Consider the following 18,631-nt stretch of genomic DNA (forward strand, 5'->3'; position numbering starts at 1 on the left):
TGTGGGGCAGGGGGGTTTTCGGGGCGGTGGGGGTTGGAAGAAAAACCGGGGGGGGTCTTTTCGAGGGGGGGGGGGGGGGCTGAGGTGTGGGGGGGCGGGTCAGAGGGCTGCGGATGCCCGGGTGTCCGTCATGGCGAGGGCAAGGATCGACTCCTCGGTCGCTTCGGAGCGATCGAGGGTGCCGGTGATACGGCCTCCCGCCATCACGTAGATGCGGTCGGAGAGGCCGAGCACCTCGGGCAGCTCACTGGAGACGACGAGGATGCCGACGCCCTGCTGCGCCAGCTCATCGATGATGGAGTAGATCTCGGCTTTGGCGCCCACATCGACACCACGCGTCGGTTCGTCGAGAACGAGGAGCGCCGGGCTGTGTGCGAGCCAGCGGGCGAGCACGACCTTCTGCTGGTTGCCACCGCTGAGGTTCTTGACGAGCTGTTCGGTGGAGGGGGTGCGGATGCGCAGTTGGTCGACATAGGTCTTGGCCACCGTCTTCTCGCGCTTCTCGCTGACGAAGAACCCGCGGGCGAGTTTCGGCAGAATGGCGAGCACGATGTTGTCGCGAACGGTGCGCTGCATGATGAGCGCTTCGGCCTTCCGTTCCTCGGGCGCGAAGCCGATGCCGGCGGCGATCGAGTCGGCCGGGCTGTGGAACCGCACGGGCTTGCCCTTCACGAGCACCGTTCCGCTGGTCACGGGCAGGTCTCCGACGATCGCCTTCATGAGCTCGCTCCGCCCGGCGCCGACGAGCCCCGCGACGCCGACGACCTCACCGGCCCGCACGGTCAGGTCGATGTTCGAGACATCGTCGGTGCTGACATCCTGCAGCTCGATGACCGGGTCGCCGGCGACCTGGCGTTCGCGGGAGAACAGCTGCGACAGATCGCGGCCGACCATCATCTTGACGAGGTCGTTGTGGTCGGTGTCGGCTCTCGCCTTGGTTCCGACGAGCTTGCCGTCGCGCAGTACGGTGATGCGGTCGGCGAGCCGGAAGATCTCGTTCATGCGGTGCGAGACGTAACCGACGGCCACGCCCTCGGAGCGCAGCGTGTTGATGAGCGCGAACAGCAGCGCGGATTCTTCGTCTCCGAGCGACGAGGTCGGTTCGTCGAAGCAGATCACCCGCGGCTTGTCGATGACGGCACGCATGATCTCGACCACCTGTCGCTGCGCCGCAGAGAGCTGGCTGCCGATCGTCTCGGGTGAGACGATGCGGTCGAAGCCATAGGCGGCGAGGTCGGCCGCGGCCTGTCGCTCGAGCTTGCCGCGGTTGAAGAGCAGGCCCTGGTGCCCGATGGCGCCCACGTAGATGTTCTCGGCGACGGAGACGTGCGGAACGATCTCGGGCTCCTGCGCGATGACCCGCAGCCCGACGGCGCGCGACTGGGCCGGGTCGGTGAAGTTCATCACCTCACCGCCGAGGCGCAGCTCGCCGGAGTCCGGCTGGTAGTCGCCGGTCAGGATCTTCAGCAGCGTGGACTTACCCGCGCCGTTCTCGCCCATGATCGCGGTGACCTCACCGGCGCGCAGTTCGAGGTCGACACCCGTCAACGCCACGACGGGGCCGAAGTGCTTGCCGATCTGGCGGGCGCTCAGCACGACGCCGCCGGGCTCTGTGGGGTTGTCAGTTCGGGTGGTCGCGTTCACGGTGGTTTTCCCGTCGGGTCGAAGAGTGGGGATGGGGCGGTGGGGGAGCACCGGTGCGGTGCTCCCCCCGAGTCGTGCTAGGTGCAGACGACGCCTTCGGCCTGCCAGTTCGACGCGTCGACGATGGCCGTCTTCGCGATCGACTGGGGAGGCAGCGCCGTGCCGTCGCGAACGAGGCCGACCATCGAGGTGAGGGCGGCCTTTCCGACCTCGACACCCGAGATGAACAGGGCGGCCTTGTTGCCGGTGTCCTGCCCGGCGGCCCAGTCCTTGCAGGTCAGGTAGGCGCCGAGTCCGACTCCGATGATGTTGGCCGGGGCCACACCGGAGTTCTGCAGTGCCGTCACGATGCCGGTCTCGGTCTCGTCGTTGCAGCCCCAGACGACCCAGTTCTTCACGCCCGCGTTCGCTGTGATGACCGCGCCCGCCTTGTTCTGGGCGTCGGTCGCCGAGTTGTCGGTGCCGATCTCGACGACGTTCGGGATGTCGCTGCCGATCGCCTTCGTGAACGCGTCTTTCGCGCCGGTCACCCGCTGCGTGCAGGCCGAGAGGTCCTGCTTCGAACCGCTCAGGATGCGGGTGTCTGCTGCCGACCATCCGGCCGCCTTGTATAGCTCAGCCGCCTTCGTGCCGACCGCTTCGCCCATCGCCGTTCCGTCGAAGCCGGCGAACGCTGCCTCGGCGCCGCTGGCATCTTTGATGACATCGTCGGAGGCCATGATCGGGATGCCGGCAGCGGTCGCCGCCTGGATGACCTGCGGGCCGATCTGCTGGTCGGGTACCACGATGATGATGCCGTCGACCTTCTGGGCGATCACGGAATCGACCTCGCTGATCGCCTTGTTGGCGTCGGTGCCGAGGTTGACGACCTTGACGTCGACGTCTCCGAGGGTCTCGGCCGCCTGCTTGGCACCGTTGGCCTCATCGACGAAGTACTGCTGGTCGCCCTGCTTCTGCAGGTAGGCGATGGTGAGCTTTCCGCTCTTCGGCCCGGCGGCGGAGGCGGCGGGCGCCGTCTCCTGGCCCGAGGTGCAGGCCGAGGTGCCGAGGATCAGGGCCAGCGATGCGGCCGCGATCACCACACCCCTGGTGCTTCGGCGGGTGAGGATTCTTCTCATGGTGTGCCCTTTTCTGTGTGTAGTACGGCAGGCGCCGTCGCCTGCCGTGGGAATGGCTGTGGTGCAGCCGGGATGGTCTCGTGGAATGCGTGGTCGACGCGCGCAGAGAACTCCTCGCCGAGCAGCGCGAGTTGCTCGCGCAGAAGGTCGATCTCCCTGTTCCGGAGGGTCTGGGGGTCGTCGGTGAAGAGCAGCATGGTGGGCAGCGAGGTCGCGAAGTAGTCGATGGTCGCGGGCTCGAGCGCGATCTCCGACACGTGCTGCTCGAGGCCGGCGCGAAGCCGGTCGGCCTCCTGCACCTCGCCGAGTCGCAGAAGCGCCAGCACGCTGAAGTACGTCTGGTCGCTGAACGTGCGGGTGCTCATCCCCTGAAAGTCGCCCGTGAACGATGCGGCTCTCTGCCAGGCGTGAACGGCATCCTCTGTGTTTCCCTGGGCGTCGGCCACATCGCCTTTCAGAAGGTGCAGCCGGGCTGAGTTGGCGAGGTCGTGGCGGGCTTCTCCGAGAGAGGCAGGGGTGTGGATGCTGCTCTCGACGTGCATCGCTGCCGAACGCAGGTCGCCCGCCTGTAGAAAAGCGTACGCGAGCGCGACGTTCGCGTTCTCCCACGCGGCGAGTGCACGACCCTCGCCGCCCTCCCAGGGCTGGAAGAGGCGGGTGGAGAGCAGGTGGTGGGCGTCGGCTGCCCTGCCCGTTCGGGTGAGCAGTTCGGCGAAGGCGACGCTCAGGTCGTCGCGCTGCTGAACCAGATCCATCCTCTGTTCGAGAACAGCGACCCGTGCCTGGTCGGACTCGCCGAGGCGCTCGGCCAGCTGATCGTTCTCGAACCAGAGCTTCGCCACACTGGCGGACAGGCCGAGAGCTGATGCGTAGTGCGAGCGGGCGCGGTCTCCGTCGGCCAGAACGTTGTAGGCGGCGATGCCGAGGTTGCGGTGCGCCATCGTCAGCGTCGCAGAGACGGCTGCGTCGGCGTGCGCGCCCTGCTCGCCCGAGGCGATCGCCTGCTCCCAGAAGCCGATCGCCTCGGTGTAGCGGCGCTTGTCGTAGTGCCAGTTGCCGAGCAGCACGGCGGCGAGTTCGTCGAGCGGGTCGGCGGCCAGCGCCTCGCGCAGCACGGCGACGTCTGCGTGCCGCGACGCCTGGCTGTAGCGCCTGTCTGCGTGCCTGGCCGCGGCGCGGGCGGCGGCAGCCTCGTCGGGCCGGCCGCAGAGGTCGAGAACAGACGCCCGGTGGTAGTGCACGAGCGGCTCCACCTGCACCTGGCCGAGGGCGGTGCTCTTCGCGGCGGCAGCGGCGCGGTCGAAGACGTCGAGCGCCTGCTCGGGCGACCCCATCGCCGTGAACTCCAGCGCCACATCGAGCAGTGTCGGGGCATCGGCGGTGTACTCCCGGCCCGACAGGATGCGCGACCACTGGTCGAGCGGGTCGGTGGCCAGCGTGCGGTGCAGCAGTTCGGCGGCCTCGTCGTCTGCGCCCCGTTCCTGCAGCAGGGTCGCGAGCAGTGCGGCGGCCTGCAGATGCTCACCGTCGACGCGGAGCACAGCCCGCGCACTCTGCTCCGCCGCTTGCCGGCGACCGGCACGGGCAGCCAGCTGGGCGAGCGCGAAGGAGGCCGCGACCCGCCATGCGGCGTTCCAGGTGGCCTTCTGCAGGAACTCTTCGGCCTCGGCATCCCGCCCCTGCAACACCAGCACGAGGCCGAGGCGGTAGTGCGCCTCGCCGTCGGCGGGGTTGGGCACCCGTGCGGTGAGCCGGGAGACGGCGCGGCGGAGCAGCACCTCGGCGTCGTCGAACGCCCCCGACCAGGTCAGCCGTTCGGCCAGCGCGACGTTCGACCGGGTGTCGTTCGGGTCGCGACGCAGCGCCTCGCGCCAGTAGGGCTCGGGCAGCCGGGTCGCATGGCGGTACTGGTAGAGGTACTGGCCGATGTAGAAGAGCTCCTCGATCGATGCGACGTCGGCCGGCTGGGGCGGTTCGGTGGCCGACTCCGGGGGAGTCGAGAGCCCGGCGCCCGCGTGGGGCCGGGTGCGGAGCAGTTCCCGCTCGGGGGAGGCGACCACGAGAACCATCGTCTCCGCCGCGTGCACGCCGGGAACGCTCACGGTCTGAAGCAGCGGTGCGCCGGGCTCGAGCGCGGAGGTGCCCGAGTACAGCACCTCGCCGCCGAGGGTCTCGACCCGCACGGCCAGCGTGCTGTGGGGTGCCGTGACAGCGACGCCGACGGTGATCGACGTCGTCCCGGAATCCGGATCGACGGCGGAATCGAGCCGCCCTGCCGCGTCGAGTGTGGCCTGGTCGACCGGCCCGATCCTCTGAATGGGGTACCAGTACTGGCTGAACGTCTTCGTCTCGCCGGGGGCGAGGAACGAGAAGTCCGGCTGGTTGTCGGTGTAGGCGCCCGCCATGAGCTCGACGTAGGGTCCGTCGTCGTCGGTGAGGTTCGCATCCCACGCCCAGCCGAACGGGGCGTTCCCCCACGTCCACTGCTTCTTGCCCGGGGCGATGTGGCGGTCGGCCCAGTGCACGAACCCGGCCTCGCGGCCGTGGTCGTACCCGCCGAAGAAGTCGTCGGAGGTGCGGGTGACCATGTACGACGTGGGCACAGGGATGTTGCGGTACCAGTCGAGCCGGTCGCCGTCGGGGCGTTCCGCGGTTCGGCGGGCCGGATAGTCGACGCCGTAGTACGAGCCGTCCACCTCCGGGAACGTGGCGATCGCCCGCTTGGCGTGATCGGCGACGAACTCCACATCGCGCGGGAAGAACGACTGGTACTCGTCGTCGACCGCCGCAGCGACGTTGGCCCACCACAGGAAGGTCTGGGTCTCGGGGGTGCGGTTGTAGAGCCTGACGCGGGCCTCGATCACGGCGCTGTCGGGGCGCAGGCGGATGCCGTGCATCCCCTTCATTCGGGCGAAGGGATCGTGGTCGGAGCACCAGACGGTGACCGATCCGTCGGCTTCGTGCTCGATCTCGACATCGGTGGGCAGAAAGGTCGCCGGCCGGTGGTGCTGGGGCCAGTTGAACTCCACGCCGCCCGAGATCCACGGGCCGGCGAGGCCGACGAGCGCCGGCTTGATGACGTTGTTGCGATAGAAGAAGTCGTAGTCGGCCACCTTGTCGTAGCCGATATGGATGCGGCCACCGAGCTCGGGCAGCACGACGACCCGCAACCAGCGGTTCTCGAGGTGAACGGCCTGCCATTCGTGAGGCTCTTTGGTCTGGCTGATGCGCTCGTGGAAGGGCAGGGGAAAGACCCGTCCGCTCGACCCCTGGTAGACGCGCTGCTCCAGAAAGGCGGGGAGCTGGTCCGGGTCGCCGGGGAGGTAGGAGTCGATGCTCAGCGGCTCGCTCCAGCAGGCCACCCCGTCGCCTCGGAGCGATTCCGGAACGGGAGGGAGTGCGATCCGGGAAGCGGCCGGAGCCTCGTCATTGAGCATGGAGCAACCGTATGCGCCGACCGGGTCGCCCCGGAATGGCCGATCCCATGGGAAAAATGGACAAAACGACGGTTTGCCCGCAGGATGGGCCCATGGCGATCGCCGAAGGATTCCCGGGCCAGAGGCTGCGCGTTCTGCCGCGGCCGATGATCGTCGAGGCGCTCTCGCAGCCCGGCACCTCCCACCTCGTGGCGACCGACTGCGGCTACTTTCCCGAAGCCCGCGCACACGCCATGTCGCGTCCCGCGCCCATCGACCAGGCCGTGGTGCTGATCTGTACGAGCGGTCGCGGCTGGTGTCGCATCGACGACGCCACCCACAGCGTCGAGCAGAACCAGGTCGTGGTCATCCCTCCCGGCACGTCGCACGCGTACGGAAGCGATTCGGCCGACCCGTGGACGCTCTGGTGGCTGCACGTCGACGGCCGCGATCTGCACGAATTCCTGGTCGCCGCCCGCATGACCGCTTCGGCGCCCGTTCGCACCCTGGCCGACACCTACCGGGTCGTCTCCCTCGTCGAGGAGGTGCTGCAGCAGATGGAACGCGACATCTCGACGGCGAGCCTGCTCGCCGCATCCGGTGCCGCCTGGCACCTGCTCGCGGTGCTCGCCTCGAGCGCGACCTCGGGGCGCTCGCGAATCTCGGTGATCGACGACGCACGGGACTACCTGCGCTCGCACCTCACCGAGCGCATCACCGTGGCGCACCTCGCCGACAGGGCGAAGCTGAGCCCTTCGCACTTCGCGGCTCTGTTCCGGGAGCAGGTCGGCTTTCCCGTTCTGAAGTACCAGACCCAGCTGCGCATGGCGCGGGCCCGCGAACTGCTCGACACCACCGACCTGCCGGTCGCCACGATCGCCAACACGGTCGGCTACCGGGACGAGTTCTACTTCTCGCGGCAGTTCCGCGCGGTGCACGGAACAACCGCGCTGCGCTACCGGGCCCAGCACAAGGGTTAGCGGGCCGGGCCGCCCCTCGGGCCAACGTGCTCAGGCGGCGCCTGCGCCTGCGCCTGCTGCGAGGATGTCCTCTTTCTGGTGGACTGCGGGGGTGGGGCCGGGTAGGCCAAGCTGTGCTCGCGGGTCGCTGTCATCGGGGGCCCGCCAGCGTCGTTCACGCCAGACGGGGGAGGTCTGTCGTGAACGACGCTCCACCCGAACCGTGAGGAACTCTGTGCAGCGCCGTGCCTTTCTTGCCCTGATCGCCGCCGGCGGTGCCACCATCGGCCTCGAGGCCTGCAGTTCGCCGGCCTCCGTCGGCCCTCCGGTCACGGCGGTCGCGGCACCGTCACCCGCCGTGACAGCCACGCCGACGGCGACACCCTCGCCCACCCCGACCCCCACATCCACACCCACACCGACACCCGCGTTCCCGCTGCCGCAGCTGGCGAAGGTGCCGATCCCGGGCGGCGTCATGACAGACCTTCCGGGGGAGGCGAACCTGCTGGCGTGGACGGTCGACGACGGGTCGAACAGCGAGGTCATCCGGCTCTACGCCGAGTTCGCGAAAGCCACGGGCACGCGGCTCACGTTCTTTCTGAACGGGACGTACCCGGGATGGTCCGACCACGCAGACCTGCTGAAGCCCCTCGTGCAGTCGGGGCAGATCCAGCTCGGCAACCACACCTGGTCGCACGCCGACCTCACCTCGCTCAGCGATGTCGAGGCGATCGAGGAGCTGCAGCGCAACCACGACTTCATCGTCGACACCTTCGGAGTCGACCCCCGGCCCTTCTACCGGCCACCGTTCGGCTACCGCGACCACCACACCGACGCGCTCGCGGCCTCGATCGGGTACACCACGCCGGTGCTCTGGTACGGGTCGCTCTCCGACTCGGGCCTGATCACCGAGCAACAGGTCGTCGACTTCGCCACGCAGTGGTTCCTGCCCGCACACATCGTCATCGGTCACCTCAACTACCTGCCGGTCACGAACGTGTTCCCCCAGCTGCACCGCCTCATCATCGACCGCGGCCTCACGACGGTGACCCTGAACGACGTCTTCACCCACTGACATCCGCCGGCCCGCCCGCCCCAACCCTTACGCTCTCTGTCATGGCAGAATCCATCCGCCCCGCCCGGTCGTCTGACCTCGACGCCATCGAGCACATCGAGAACGATGCCGACCAGCTCCTGATCGACGAGCTCGAACCCGACTCGTGGATGGCGGCGCCGTCGGGGGCAGCTCGAGCATCCGAACCCGGCTTTCTGCTCGTCGCCGAACTCGACGACGCCCGCCTCGCCGGCTTCGTGCACGTGCTGGAGGTCGACGGCCTCTGCCACCTCGAGCAGGTATCGGTGGCACGGAACGCAGCGCGACAGGGCTGGGGGAGGAAGCTCGTCGAGGCCGCCAAGCGGGAGGCGGCCTCACGCGGCTACCGCCGGATCTCTCTCCGCACTTATGCGAACGTGCCGTGGAACGCGCCGTTCTACGAGACCGCCGGCTTTGTCGAAGAGGCTCCGCAGACCGCCTTCCACCGCTCGCTCGTCGACGCCGAGGCAGCTGCCGGGCTCGACCGCCTCGGGCCGCGGCTGCAGATGGTCGCGCTCATCGGGCGGGGTAGTCGCCCGCTCTGAGGTCGTCGAGAAGCCGGGGATGCGCGGGCTCCCAGCCGTAGGTCTCGCGCGTCCACGCGCTCGACGCGGGCTGGTCCATCGCGAAGATCTGTCCGAGCGGCCCGAAGGTCTCAGTCGGTACCTGCTCGACGGGCAGCCCGAGCTGCTCGCCGATCACCGTGGCGATCTCGAGCATCGTGTCACCTTCGTCGTTGACAGCGTTCACCGAGAAGCCTGCCTCACCCTCCTCGAGCATGAGCCGGAAGAGCGACGCGGCGTCGCGGCGGTGCACCGCCGGCCAGCGCTGGCTGCCGTCGCCCACGTACGCCGAGACTCCCGAGGCCTGGGCAGCCTGGATCAGGATGCCCGCGAAACCGTAGGCGACGTACCGTTCGTGCACCGACCGGGGGAGCCGCACCGCCGAGGTTCGAACGCCTCGTGACGCCAGGCCCAGGATGCGAGCGGCGTTGATGCCGCGGCCGCCGACCGGACCGGTGGTGGAGAGGGCGTCCTGCTCGGTCGCCACCGCCCCGTCGGAGAAGGTCGTGCCCGACACGATGACGAAGGGCTTTCCCGTGCCGACCAGAGCGCCGCCCATCGCATCCATCGCTGCACCCTCCTCCGCGATGCTGCGTTCCAGATCGGAGAAGTCGTTGCTGAAGGCCAGGTGGATGACGCCGTCCGCCTCGCCGGCCAGGGTGCCCAGCAACGCGGTGTCGCCGAGGTCTCCGCGAACCGCCTCGCCGCCGGCATCCATGACCCGCTGGGCGGATGCCTCGGACCGCGCCAGCCCCACCACCCGGTGACCGTGCGAGACCAACTCTTCGGTGACGGCCCGGCCGATGGTGCCCGGTGCTCCCGTTATGAATACGCGCATGTGCTCAGTCCTTCGCTCGTGGATCGGCGACGTCAAGCCAGCCTGGCGACGTGATGCGATCACTGTCTCATCACCGTAGCACTCCGATGGGACTCATGTCGCATCGTGTAGACTCGACGCATGCCACGCTGGGAGCCCGACGCCCGCGAGCGGTTCGTCTCCGCTGCTCTGCACCTGTTCACCGAGCAGGGGTACGACGAGACGACCGTGGCCCAGATCGCCAGCCGGGCCGGGCTCACCCGGAGCACCTTCTTTCGGTACTTCCCCGACAAGCGCGATGTTCTGGCTGCCGGCCAGGAGACGCTCTCGGCGCTCCTGGCCGCCGGCGTCGCGGCGGCGCCACCGACCGCGTCTCCGCTCGAAGCGGTCGCCGCCGGCCTCACTGCGGCCTCGGCGGCGATGACCCCCTTCAACCGTGACCTCGGGCCCCGGCTCGAGGCGGTCATCGCGACGAGCTCCGAACTGCAGGAGCGTGCCCTGCTGAAGAAGGTGGGCATGGCTGCCGCGCTGGCTGACGCCCTCCGCAGCAGAGGCGTCGCCGACGCTGTCGCCAGCACGGCGGCCGAACTCGGCATCCTCGCCTTCAAGGAGGCCTTCGCCGCCTGGTCCGACGGCGACGGCGACGAGCTCGCCCCGCTGGCCCTGGCCGCTCTCGACAGACTGCGCGAGGCACTCTCCCAGCTCACCTGACCCACCGAACATCCCACTCGACGGGGTGCGTATCGCCGAACGAGACGCCCGCAGGCTCCGAGTACGATGCACAGGCGACCTGAAGGAGCCACGTGCACTCGAGCATCCGATCGGCAGTCAGCAAGGTTCCCCAGGTCACCGCACTGTTCTGGGTGACGAAGGTGTTGACGACCGGAATGGGGGAGACGACCTCCGACTTCGTCGTGACCACGATCGATCCGGTGATCGGGGTGGGTGTCACCTTCGTGCTGCTGGTGGCTGGGTTGATGTTGCAGTTCCGGTCGCCCCGGTACACGCCGTGGGTGTACTGGATGTGCGTCGTTCTCGTCAGCGTGTTCGGCACGATGGCGGCTGATGTGGTGCACGTGCAGTTCGGGGTCGCCTATGCGGTCTCGGCGATCGGTTTCGCCGTGGTTCTCGCCGTGATCTTCGTGGTCTGGCGCCGTGTCGAGGGAACGCTGTCGATCCATGCCGTCGACAGCCCGCGGCGGGAGGTCTTCTACTGGTTGACCGTGCTCACCTCCTTCGCCCTCGGCACCGCGACGGGCGATCTCACCGCCTCCACGCTGGGGCTGGGCTACCTGCCGTCAGGGCTGCTCTTCACCGCCGCGATCCTGATTCCTGCTGCAGCGTACGTCGTCTTCCGTGCGAACGCGGTCGCCACGTTCTGGGCGGCGTACATTCTCACCCGCCCTGTCGGAGCATCGTTCGCAGACTGGCTGGGGGTCGGCCCCGATCGTGGCGGAGTCGGAATCGGAACAGGGCCGGTGAGCCTCGTGCTCGCCCTCGCGATCGCTGCCTGCGTGTTCGCGCTCAGTCGCAGGCACACGGGGACCGGTGCCCGTGTACGCACTCGGCGGGCCGCCCGGCTGCGATAGTGGGAAGACGAGAGAAGGAGTTCGACATGGGGTTCGACCAGCATCACGGGCCGATGGGCCGCAGGCGCTCCTTCGCGCTGTTGGCGGGGCACCGGTGAGCGACAGCCGCCGCCGGGAGATCGGCGACACCGACGAACCGGTCGAAGACGAACTCGCCGAGTCGTTCGACGCCACCATCTCCGAAGGCGCCGAGCGCCTGCACCGCACGTGGCGCGGCATCCTCATCACCGGCTTCTTCGGCGGGCTCGAGGTCGGGCTCGGTGTCATGGCCTATCTGGCGGTGCTGCACCAGACCGGTGACCATCTGCTCGCCGGGCTCGCCTTCAGCGCCGGGCTCATCGCGCTGTTCCTCGCGCACAGCGAACTGTTCACCGAGAACTTCCTGATGCCCGTCGCCGCCGTCGTCGCCCGCGAAGGGAACGTGGGGCAGCTCGCCAAGCTCTGGGGAGGCACCCTCGTCACGAACCTGCTCGGCGGGTGGATTCTGATGTGGCTGGTCGTTCAGGCGTTCCCGCAGTGGCACGACACGCTCATCGAGTCCGCGCTGCACTACACCGACGCGCCGTTCGGGCTGCAGAGCGTCGTGCTCGCGGTTCTGGGCGGCAGCACGATCACCCTGATGACCCGCATGCAGCAGGGCACCGAGTCCGACCCGGCGAAGATCGTCGCCACCGTCATCGGCGGGTTCCTGCTCGCCGGGCTGCAGCTGTTCCATTCGATTCTCGACTCGCTCCTCATCTTCGGGGCGATCCAGGCCGGCGGGCCGATCAGCTACCTCGACTGGCTGGGATGGTTCGGCTACACCCTGCTGTTCAACATGCTGGGCGGCCTGGTGCTCGTCACCGCCCTGCGTCTGCTGCGCACCAAGGAACTCTTCAGCTCCCGCGCCGACAGCAACCGGCGCCGTCCGAGCGGCGACGCAGACAAGACGGGCGAAGGCGCTGCCGACGGCCCCACCGCGGGCGCTGCCGACGGCGACGTCGCAGACGGCTCCGAGGGTCCGTAGACTCGCGTGAGACAGCGGGGATGCAGATGACGGCAACAGGCACGGTCGAGCCAGAGCTCAGGCGCATCATCGCCGACCGCGACGTCTCCACGCTCTTCCAGCCGATCGTCGACCTCCGCACCGGGCAGCTCGTGGCCTACGAGGCCCTGAGTCGGGGCCCGGCAGGGTCGCCGCTGGAGATGCCCGACGCCCTCTTCCCGAGCGCCGCCGAGAGTGCCCTGACCGTGCAACTGGATCGGGCCTGCATCGAGGCGTCGCTCCGCGCCGCGACCGGCCACGGTCTGACGGCGCCGTTCTCGCTGTTCCTCAACGTCGAGGCCGAGACCATCCGGCACCTGGGGTCGACCCCGCCGAGCTGGCCGGTCGTGATCGAAGTCACCGAACGCAACCTGATGACCGACCCGGGAGAGCTGCTGCGCTCCGTTGCGGCCCTCCGGGCGGCCGGGATGCTGATCGCGATGGACGACGTCGGGTCGGATCCCGCCTCGCTGGCGCTGATGCCCCTGCTGCAGCCCGACATCATCAAGCTCGACATGAGCCTGTTGCGGAACAGGCCGAGCCAGAACGCGGCCCGGGTGATGGATGCCGTCAGCACCTACGCCGAACACTTCCCCACAGTGGTTCTGGCGGAGGGTGTGGAGACCGCCAAAGACCTCGTCAAAGCCCGGGCGCTGGGAGCGACGCTCGGCCAGGGCTGGTATTTCGGCCGCCCCCTCCCGCAGCCGGATGCGGCGTCGGTGCGCCCTCCTTTCCGTGCTCCGACGAGCCGGCCGCTCGCTGCGACACCGTTCGCGGTGGCGGCGGCCGAACGCCTTCCGACCCCGTCGAACAAACTGCTGCTGATCGAAGTGAGCAAGTTCCTCGAGGCCTCGGCGCTCGACTGCGACGAGACGACCCTGGTCTTCTCGACCTTCCAGCAGAACGCGAACTTCAACGCCCGGATGCTCGGCCGCTACACCATGCTCGCGTCGCGCGCCGGCCTGGTCGCCGCGTTCGTGCAGGCCGATACCGAGCAGGAGGCCGGTCTGGGATCGGTGCGCGACGTTCGGATGGTCACGTTCGAGAGCGACGACGCGCTCGCCGCCGAGTGGTCGGTGATCGTGCTCAACTCGCGCTACTGCGCGATGCTCTCCGCCCGCGAGACGCCCGACGCGGGCGATGCGCCCGACGCCCGCGAGACGGGGGACTCGTTCGAGTACATCCTCACCCACGACCGCGGCCTCGTCACCCGCGCCGCCATCGCGCTCGCCGGCCGCCTCTGACGCCTCAGCGGCCGCGGCGCGGCATCCACCCCGGGTGAGCGAAGAGCACCTGGCGGGGGTCAGGGCCCGCCGAGCCAGTGGTCGATGCGGTGGTGGTCGGGCGTGAAGCCGTGCGCCACGCCCCAGAGCACAGCCTGCGTGCGACTCTCGACGTCGATCTTGCGGTAGATGCTGCGGATGTACGACTTCACCGTGTTCGGGCTCAGATAGGTGAGGGTCGCGACGTCGGCGTTGTTCTTGCCCTGGGTGATGAGCGCCAGAATCTCCGACTCGCGGTCGGTGAACCCTTCGTGGCGGCCCGGCCAGTCGAGCCCGAGCGCGCTGCCGGCCCGTTTCGGCGCCGAGCTGATGATGGTCTCGCCGGCGTGCACCGACTCGAGGGCAGCCACCAGTTCGCGCGCGGGCAGCGTCTTCGACAGGTAGCCGTGGATGCCCTGCTGCTGGGCGCTCTGCACCAGCTCGGGCTGGAAGTTCCAGGTGTAGACGACCACCTTGCTGGCCCGGGGGTTGCGAACGAGTTCGGCGAGCTCCTGCTGGTCGGATTCCGGCTGCGCGAAGGAGTCGTAGAGAACGATGTCCACCTCGTCGCTGAGCTGGGTCTGAGCGTCGATCTCGCAGACCAGCACGCGGTCGCGGTAGCGATCGAACATGTGCGCGAGGCCGGCGAGCACGACGTCGTAATCGTCGACGAGCGCGATGCGAAGCGGTGCGCTGCCTGTCTTCGCGTTCACGGTCATGTGTCGAAAGTACACCACCGCACCGAACCAGATACCACCCCTAGGGGTGTCCCGCGACACCTCTGGGGCTGCTTAGCTGACACCAGTCGCCCACTCCGGGGCGGCAGGCACGCCTCGCGTGACCAGAACAAAGGATGCACCCATGCTCGGTCTCATCATCAGCCTCATCGTCGTCGGCCTGATCGCCGGCGCACTCGCCCGGCTCATCGTTCCCGGCAAGCAGAACATCTCGATCGTCATGACCATCGTGCTCGGCATCGTCGGATCGTTCGTCGGCGGATTCCTCGGATTCCTGCTCTTCCAGCACGACCCGATGGACGGCTTCTTTCAGCCTGCAGGCATCATCGGCTCGATCATCGGTGCGATCATCGTGCTCGTCATCTACACCAGCGTTACCGGTCGCCGCTCGGTCAACCGCTGATCGGCATCCAGAGCGAACGGCTCTGACGCCAGCCCTGTCACCGTGACCGTCGCCATATCGTACGCTCGGAGGAGCCCGACGCGTGCGGGATGGTCGACACGGGTCACGAAGACCGGGATGGGCAGGGGTTCGCTGTGCTGAAGGTGCTCAGCTACAACTTGTGGCACGGTCGTGCCCAGCGCGAACTGGAGTCGCTCATCACGACGCACTCGCCCGACGTGCTCTGCGTTCAGGAGGCCTACTCCTCGAGCCTGCCGAACCGGCTCGGTGACCTGGTGCTGGCCTCCGGTACGACCGGCAACCGTCTGGCTGTGGCGCTCTACGTGCGCTCGGAGCGCTTCGTGGTCGAGGCGTCGGGCAAGGTCAGGCTCTCCCTCTCGCGGCACGATCGACTCGTCGGCGGCACCGAACACCGACTGGTGACCGCACGGGTCAACGACAGGCAGACCGGGCGGCGCCTCGTGCTCGGGTCGTTCCACGGCACGCCGTTCACCGATTCCAACGCGTTCCGGCGCCTGCAGGTCGACGACGCGCACGAGGCGCTTCGCAGACTCGGGCCGGGCCTGCCCACGGTGATGGCCGGCGACTACAACCATCCCGTTCTGCTCAGCATGCTCCGTCGCCACCTGAAGCGCCGCGGTTTCACGGTCGCGCGCACGGCCACCAGTACGTTTCACAAGAACCGCAGCCTGGTGCGCGGCAAGTTCGATCTCGCGACCATCTCCGGGCTCGACGTCAGCCGCGCCGATGTGCTCGCCCGCGGGGCTTCCGACCATCGCCCCGTGCTCTTCACCTTCGAGTACTCCGGATGAGCCAGCAGCAGTAGCACGAAAGCGGAACCGGGGGATGCCTGCTGCTACGTCGCGGCCGGCGGATCGGGTATGGCGGCCAGGGCGAGGCGGGCGATCGCCGCGACGTCTGACGGGGAGCCGCCGTCGCGCGCGCATCCGGACATGCCCCGCATCACAGCCATCAGGAACGACGCCAGCTCGTGCGGTCGAATGGTCGGCGGCAGGTCTCCGTCAGAGACCCCCTGCTCGATGCGGCGCGTCAGCCGGGCGTTCACGGCCTCCCGCTGGGCCGCGAGGCGCGGTTCGGTCAGCATGAGGCAGCCGAGCGGGGTGCCCGTGTCGGTGTGGGCCCGGGCGGTCTCGCTCAGCATCACGGTGATGGCCTCGCGCGCGGTGGGACGGGCGGCGGCGGAGTCGACGCCCTCGCAGATCCGGTCGAAGTACAGCGTCGACGCCTCGTCGAACAGCGTGCTCTTGTCGCCGAACGCCGCGTAGAGGCTCGGCGGCGTCACACCCATCGCCGAGGTGAGCATCGAGATGCTCGTCTCGTCGTAGCCGACGCGCCAGAAGAGCTCGACGGCGGCGGCCAGCGCCTCATCACGATCGAAACTCCGGGGTCTGCCAGCCATGCTCCCAGCATACCGTAGCGCTCGCTACGGAATGTGATACGTTTCAGACTGCAATCCATAGTGAACGCTACAGAAAGAGAATCCCATGCAGTTGAAGAACGCCGTCGTGCTGGTGACCGGAGCCAATCGCGGCATCGGCAGAGAATTCGTCGCACAGCTCCAGGCGCGGGGGGCTGCAAAGATCTATGCGGCCTCGCGTACCCCGATCGAGCTCGATGTGGCCGGCGTCGAGCCGATCTCGCTCGACATCACCGACCCCGCACAGGTGCGAGCCGTCGCCGAGAAGGCCGGCGACGTGCAGGTTCTGATCAACAACGCGGGCATCTCGACGGGCACATCGCTCGTCTCGGGCGACGTTGCCGACATCAGGCGGGAGATGGAGACGAACTTCTTCGGCCCCCTGCTCATGACGCAGGCCTTCGCCCCCATCCTGAAGGCCAACGGCGGTGGCGCCATCCTGAACGTCGTCTCGGCTCTCTCCTGGTTCACCATGCCGGGCGCCGGTGCCTACGCAGCGTCGAAGGCAGCGGCCTGGCAGCTCACCGACAGCACGCGCCTCGAACTCGCCGACCAGGGCACCCACGTCGTCGGCGTGCACATGGGCCTCGTCGACACCGACATGGCCGCAGGGATGCAGGCGCCGAAGCTCTCGCCGACCGCACTGGCTGTCGCCGGTCTGGATGCCATCGAGTCAGGCCTCGATGAGGTGCTGGCAGACGACTGGGCGCGTCTGGTGAAGTCCGGGCTGCCGCTCGGCCCCACCGAACGCTATGCGCAGCTGTTCTCCGCCCTGTCGGCGAGCTGACCGGGCCCGGCGTCTCGGCCGCTACCTGCGATAGGCACTGAGATCGCAGGTGTGGATGGCGGAGGCGTCGGAGAGGAGGCGGTAGTCGTAGGCCGCGCAGTCCCGGAAGGGTGCGATGCTCACGGCCCGGCTCGAACGCTGGAGCTCACCCTTCGACGGGCCGTCGGAGCCGATCCCGGCGCGGTGCACCATCCATTCGATGTCCCTGGCCTCGTCGGAGAGGTACCGCATCACGGCCTCGTTGTCTTCGTGTTGGCCGATGTAGCTGCGGGCGATGGTGTTCCTGATCGCCCAGAGGGTCGGTGACAGTCGCCGGTTCGGTGGGGCGCTCAGCCCGCCCGCCTGGTAGAGGAATCGCGACACCCCGCTGCGTCGCATCGCCGGCACGAGCTTCTGCACGAACGCCGTGTTGATCTTCTGCGTCTTCTGCTGCGCCGCGTCGCCGAGGAGCGAGACGACGAAATCGGCACCGTCGAGCAGCCGGTCGAGGTCGGGCGAGTCGGTGATCGAGCCCTGGTGGATCTCGAGGTTCGGGGTCGTTCCGTCGAGCTTCCCCGGGTTGCGGGCGAGAACCCGCACCCGGTGCCCGTCGCTCAGGGCGCGCGCGGTGAAGTGCTTTCCGGTCTGGCCGGTCGCACCGAACACGAGGTAGGTCTTCTGGGCGTTCACTGGTCTCGGCTCTCTGCGGGGATGGTGACGACGATCTTGGCTGCGGAGACGCCTGCACGAAGGGTCGCGAGAGCGTCGGGAATGTGCTGCAGCCCGGCGCCTGTGACGCGCGGTTCGGGTGCCGGCCGGAACCCACCGCCGGCGAGGGCTGCCGGCAGGTAGTCCCGGAAGATGGCCGGCCCGACCTCCGTCTGCACGGGGGTTCCGCCCCAGATGCTGCTGATCCGGATGCCGCGGGTGCGGGCCATGACGGACCGGATCCGGGTGAGCGGGTCGGGGTACGCCGACGCGATGCGCTTCGAGCCGATGGTTCGGCGCACGATGCGGAGGGCGTGGCCGAGTGCGCCGCTTCCGATGGCCAGCGTGCCGGCGAGGTGGCGGCCCGCCAGAGCCTCGACGATCTGCTGGTCGACGTCGCGGTCGGCGTAGTCGAAGACCGCCTCCGCCCCGAGGGAACGCACGTAGTCGTGATTGCGGCGGCCGGCCGTGGCGATCACACTGAAACCGCTCGCTCGGGCGAGTTGCACGGCGTTGCTGCCGACGCTCGTCGAGCCGCCCCAGACGATGACGACCTCCCGGCGCGCCACAGGCGACGAGGTGGGGAGGGGCAGCGCGAGCTGGTCCTTCTCGTAGAGGCCTGCCGCTGCGGTCGACACGCCGAGTGGGAGAACGGCGGCCTGCTCGAACGTCACGGCGTCGGGCAGTTCTGCGCACACGCGTTCGAGCACCGTCACATACCGCTGGAAGCCGCCTTCCTCCGGGCTGTTCCGCAGTCGCTCCTGACCGGCGGCGAACCCGACGACCCGGTCGCCCACCGCGAACCGCGTCACCCCGGGACCGACCGCCGAGACCACGCCGGCGACATCGGAACCGAGCACCGTCGGGAATCGCACCCACGGTGTCACCAGTCGACGAAGCGGGCCCGTAATCGCGTCGACGGGGTTGACCGCCACGGCCCGCACGCCGATGACGACCTCGCCGGTCGCTGGTGTCGGCCGCACCGAGCTCCGCACCTCGAACCGCCCACCGCTGTCGAGAAGCCAGAGCGCCTCGTTCGTACCGCTCACGATCGCACCGGTGTCTTCGTTCGGCTGGTGCTGGTGGGTGATCCC

Annotated in this window: 18 protein-coding genes; 10 read left to right on the forward strand and 8 right to left on the reverse strand. The window is 68.7% G+C overall.

Annotated features, from left to right (window positions below; translation table 11 throughout):
* Positions 1-99: 99 nt before the first annotated feature.
* From C5B96_RS00085 to C5B96_RS00095, 3 genes are all read right to left on the reverse strand, one after another.
* On the reverse strand, positions 100-1,644 hold the full coding sequence (locus C5B96_RS00085) for a sugar ABC transporter ATP-binding protein (protein WP_199176502.1): 1,545 nt from the start codon (positions 1,642-1,644) through the stop codon (positions 100-102).
* A 77-nt stretch (positions 1,645-1,721) separates the two neighbouring features.
* Complete coding sequence (locus tag C5B96_RS00090; RefSeq protein ID WP_104241718.1) at positions 1,722-2,762, reverse strand: substrate-binding domain-containing protein; 1,041 nt, start codon at positions 2,760-2,762, stop codon at positions 1,722-1,724.
* Complete coding sequence (locus C5B96_RS00095) at positions 2,759-6,199, reverse strand: DUF5107 domain-containing protein (RefSeq protein WP_104241720.1); 3,441 nt, start codon at positions 6,197-6,199, stop codon at positions 2,759-2,761. Before C5B96_RS00095 ends, C5B96_RS00090 begins: the two co-directional genes overlap by 4 nt.
* A gap of 92 nt (positions 6,200-6,291) precedes the next feature.
* On the opposite strand from C5B96_RS00095, the gene C5B96_RS00100 reads away from it, so the two are divergent.
* From C5B96_RS00100 to C5B96_RS00110, 3 genes are all read left to right on the forward strand, one after another.
* On the forward strand, positions 6,292-7,158 hold the full coding sequence (locus tag C5B96_RS00100; RefSeq protein ID WP_158507085.1) for an AraC family transcriptional regulator: 867 nt from the start codon (positions 6,292-6,294) through the stop codon (positions 7,156-7,158).
* A 202-nt stretch (positions 7,159-7,360) separates the two neighbouring features.
* On the forward strand, positions 7,361-8,212 hold the full coding sequence (locus C5B96_RS00105) for a polysaccharide deacetylase family protein (RefSeq protein WP_233188893.1): 852 nt from the start codon (positions 7,361-7,363) through the stop codon (positions 8,210-8,212).
* 41 nt (positions 8,213-8,253) lie between these two features.
* Positions 8,254-8,775 carry a GNAT family N-acetyltransferase gene (locus tag C5B96_RS00110; protein ID WP_104241726.1) on the forward strand — a complete coding sequence of 174 codons (522 nt, stop codon included), beginning with the start codon at positions 8,254-8,256 and terminating at the stop codon, positions 8,773-8,775.
* Here the strand turns inward: C5B96_RS00110 and C5B96_RS00115 are convergent.
* On the reverse strand, positions 8,747-9,631 hold the full coding sequence (locus C5B96_RS00115; RefSeq protein ID WP_104241728.1) for an SDR family oxidoreductase: 885 nt from the start codon (positions 9,629-9,631) through the stop codon (positions 8,747-8,749). The two genes, C5B96_RS00110 and C5B96_RS00115, sit on opposite strands and share 29 nt — an antisense overlap.
* Positions 9,632-9,751: 120 nt before the next feature.
* Here C5B96_RS00115 and C5B96_RS00120 point away from each other — a divergent pair, with 120 nt between their 5' ends.
* From C5B96_RS00120 to C5B96_RS00135, 4 genes are all read left to right on the forward strand, one after another.
* A complete protein-coding gene (locus tag C5B96_RS00120) occupies positions 9,752-10,321 on the forward strand; it encodes a TetR/AcrR family transcriptional regulator (protein WP_104241730.1) in 570 nt (189 codons plus the stop codon).
* Between the two features lie 92 nt (positions 10,322-10,413).
* Positions 10,414-11,199: a hypothetical protein gene (locus C5B96_RS00125; protein WP_233188894.1), complete on the forward strand. Its 786-nt coding sequence runs from the start codon at positions 10,414-10,416 to the stop codon at positions 11,197-11,199.
* A gap of 94 nt (positions 11,200-11,293) precedes the next feature.
* Entirely contained in the window at positions 11,294-12,205 is a 912-nt protein-coding gene (locus C5B96_RS00130; RefSeq protein WP_104241732.1) for a formate/nitrite transporter family protein, read from the forward strand.
* A 26-nt stretch (positions 12,206-12,231) separates the two neighbouring features.
* Entirely contained in the window at positions 12,232-13,467 is a 1,236-nt protein-coding gene (locus C5B96_RS00135) for an EAL domain-containing protein (RefSeq protein ID WP_158507086.1), read from the forward strand.
* A gap of 59 nt (positions 13,468-13,526) precedes the next feature.
* On the opposite strand, the gene C5B96_RS00140 is transcribed toward C5B96_RS00135, so the two are convergent.
* Complete coding sequence (locus C5B96_RS00140; RefSeq protein WP_104241736.1) at positions 13,527-14,204, reverse strand: response regulator transcription factor; 678 nt, start codon at positions 14,202-14,204, stop codon at positions 13,527-13,529.
* A 142-nt stretch (positions 14,205-14,346) separates the two neighbouring features.
* On the opposite strand from C5B96_RS00140, the gene C5B96_RS00145 reads away from it, so the two are divergent.
* Both C5B96_RS00145 and C5B96_RS00150 read left to right on the forward strand, forming a co-directional pair.
* Positions 14,347-14,625: a GlsB/YeaQ/YmgE family stress response membrane protein gene (locus tag C5B96_RS00145; RefSeq protein ID WP_104241738.1), complete on the forward strand. Its 279-nt coding sequence runs from the start codon at positions 14,347-14,349 to the stop codon at positions 14,623-14,625.
* An 89-nt stretch (positions 14,626-14,714) separates the two neighbouring features.
* Complete coding sequence (locus C5B96_RS00150; protein ID WP_104241740.1) at positions 14,715-15,437, forward strand: endonuclease/exonuclease/phosphatase family protein; 723 nt, start codon at positions 14,715-14,717, stop codon at positions 15,435-15,437.
* 44 nt (positions 15,438-15,481) lie between these two features.
* Here the strand turns inward: C5B96_RS00150 and C5B96_RS00155 are convergent, their stop codons facing one another.
* Complete coding sequence (locus C5B96_RS00155) at positions 15,482-16,045, reverse strand: TetR/AcrR family transcriptional regulator (RefSeq protein WP_104241742.1); 564 nt, start codon at positions 16,043-16,045, stop codon at positions 15,482-15,484.
* Positions 16,046-16,130: 85 nt separating this feature from the next.
* Here C5B96_RS00155 and C5B96_RS00160 point away from each other — a divergent pair, with 85 nt between their 5' ends.
* Positions 16,131-16,850 (forward strand): SDR family oxidoreductase, encoded by a 720-nt coding sequence (locus C5B96_RS00160; RefSeq protein WP_104241744.1) that lies wholly within the window; start codon positions 16,131-16,133, stop codon positions 16,848-16,850.
* A 21-nt stretch (positions 16,851-16,871) separates the two neighbouring features.
* On the opposite strand, the gene C5B96_RS00165 is transcribed toward C5B96_RS00160, so the two are convergent.
* On the reverse strand, positions 16,872-17,519 hold the full coding sequence (locus C5B96_RS00165) for an NAD(P)-dependent oxidoreductase (protein ID WP_104241746.1): 648 nt from the start codon (positions 17,517-17,519) through the stop codon (positions 16,872-16,874).
* A complete protein-coding gene (locus C5B96_RS00170) occupies positions 17,516-18,586 on the reverse strand; it encodes a zinc-binding alcohol dehydrogenase family protein (RefSeq protein ID WP_233188895.1) in 1,071 nt (356 codons plus the stop codon). The genes C5B96_RS00165 and C5B96_RS00170 overlap by 4 nt, the downstream gene beginning before the upstream one ends.
* Positions 18,587-18,631: the final 45 nt, after the last annotated feature.

Origin of the sequence: Subtercola sp. Z020, from assembly GCF_002931235.1 — a bacterium.
Classification (GTDB): Bacteria; Actinomycetota; Actinomycetes; order Actinomycetales; family Microbacteriaceae; genus Subtercola.

Bases quoted from the DNA above. Each gene is read 5' to 3' on its own strand.
- C5B96_RS00135 (WP_158507086.1), top strand. From the start codon at position 12,232: ATGACGGCAACAGGCACGGTCGAGCCAGAGCTCAGGCGCATCATCGCC.
- C5B96_RS00145 (WP_104241738.1), top strand. From the start codon at position 14,347: ATGCTCGGTCTCATCATCAGCCTCATCGTCGTCGGCCTGATCGCCGGC.
- C5B96_RS00160 (WP_104241744.1), top strand. From the start codon at position 16,131: ATGCAGTTGAAGAACGCCGTCGTGCTGGTGACCGGAGCCAATCGCGGC.
- C5B96_RS00150 (WP_104241740.1), top strand. From the start codon at position 14,715: ATGGTCGACACGGGTCACGAAGACCGGGATGGGCAGGGGTTCGCTGTG.
- C5B96_RS00110 (WP_104241726.1), top strand. From the start codon at position 8,254: ATGGCAGAATCCATCCGCCCCGCCCGGTCGTCTGACCTCGACGCCATC.
- C5B96_RS00100 (WP_158507085.1), top strand. From the start codon at position 6,292: ATGGCGATCGCCGAAGGATTCCCGGGCCAGAGGCTGCGCGTTCTGCCG.
- C5B96_RS00140 (WP_104241736.1), bottom strand. From the start codon at position 14,204: ATGACCGTGAACGCGAAGACAGGCAGCGCACCGCTTCGCATCGCGCTC.
- C5B96_RS00120 (WP_104241730.1), top strand. From the start codon at position 9,752: ATGCCACGCTGGGAGCCCGACGCCCGCGAGCGGTTCGTCTCCGCTGCT.
- C5B96_RS00115 (WP_104241728.1), bottom strand. From the start codon at position 9,631: ATGCGCGTATTCATAACGGGAGCACCGGGCACCATCGGCCGGGCCGTC.
- C5B96_RS00090 (WP_104241718.1), bottom strand. From the start codon at position 2,762: ATGAGAAGAATCCTCACCCGCCGAAGCACCAGGGGTGTGGTGATCGCG.
- C5B96_RS00155 (WP_104241742.1), bottom strand. From the start codon at position 16,045: ATGGCTGGCAGACCCCGGAGTTTCGATCGTGATGAGGCGCTGGCCGCC.
- C5B96_RS00095 (WP_104241720.1), bottom strand. From the start codon at position 6,199: ATGCTCAATGACGAGGCTCCGGCCGCTTCCCGGATCGCACTCCCTCCC.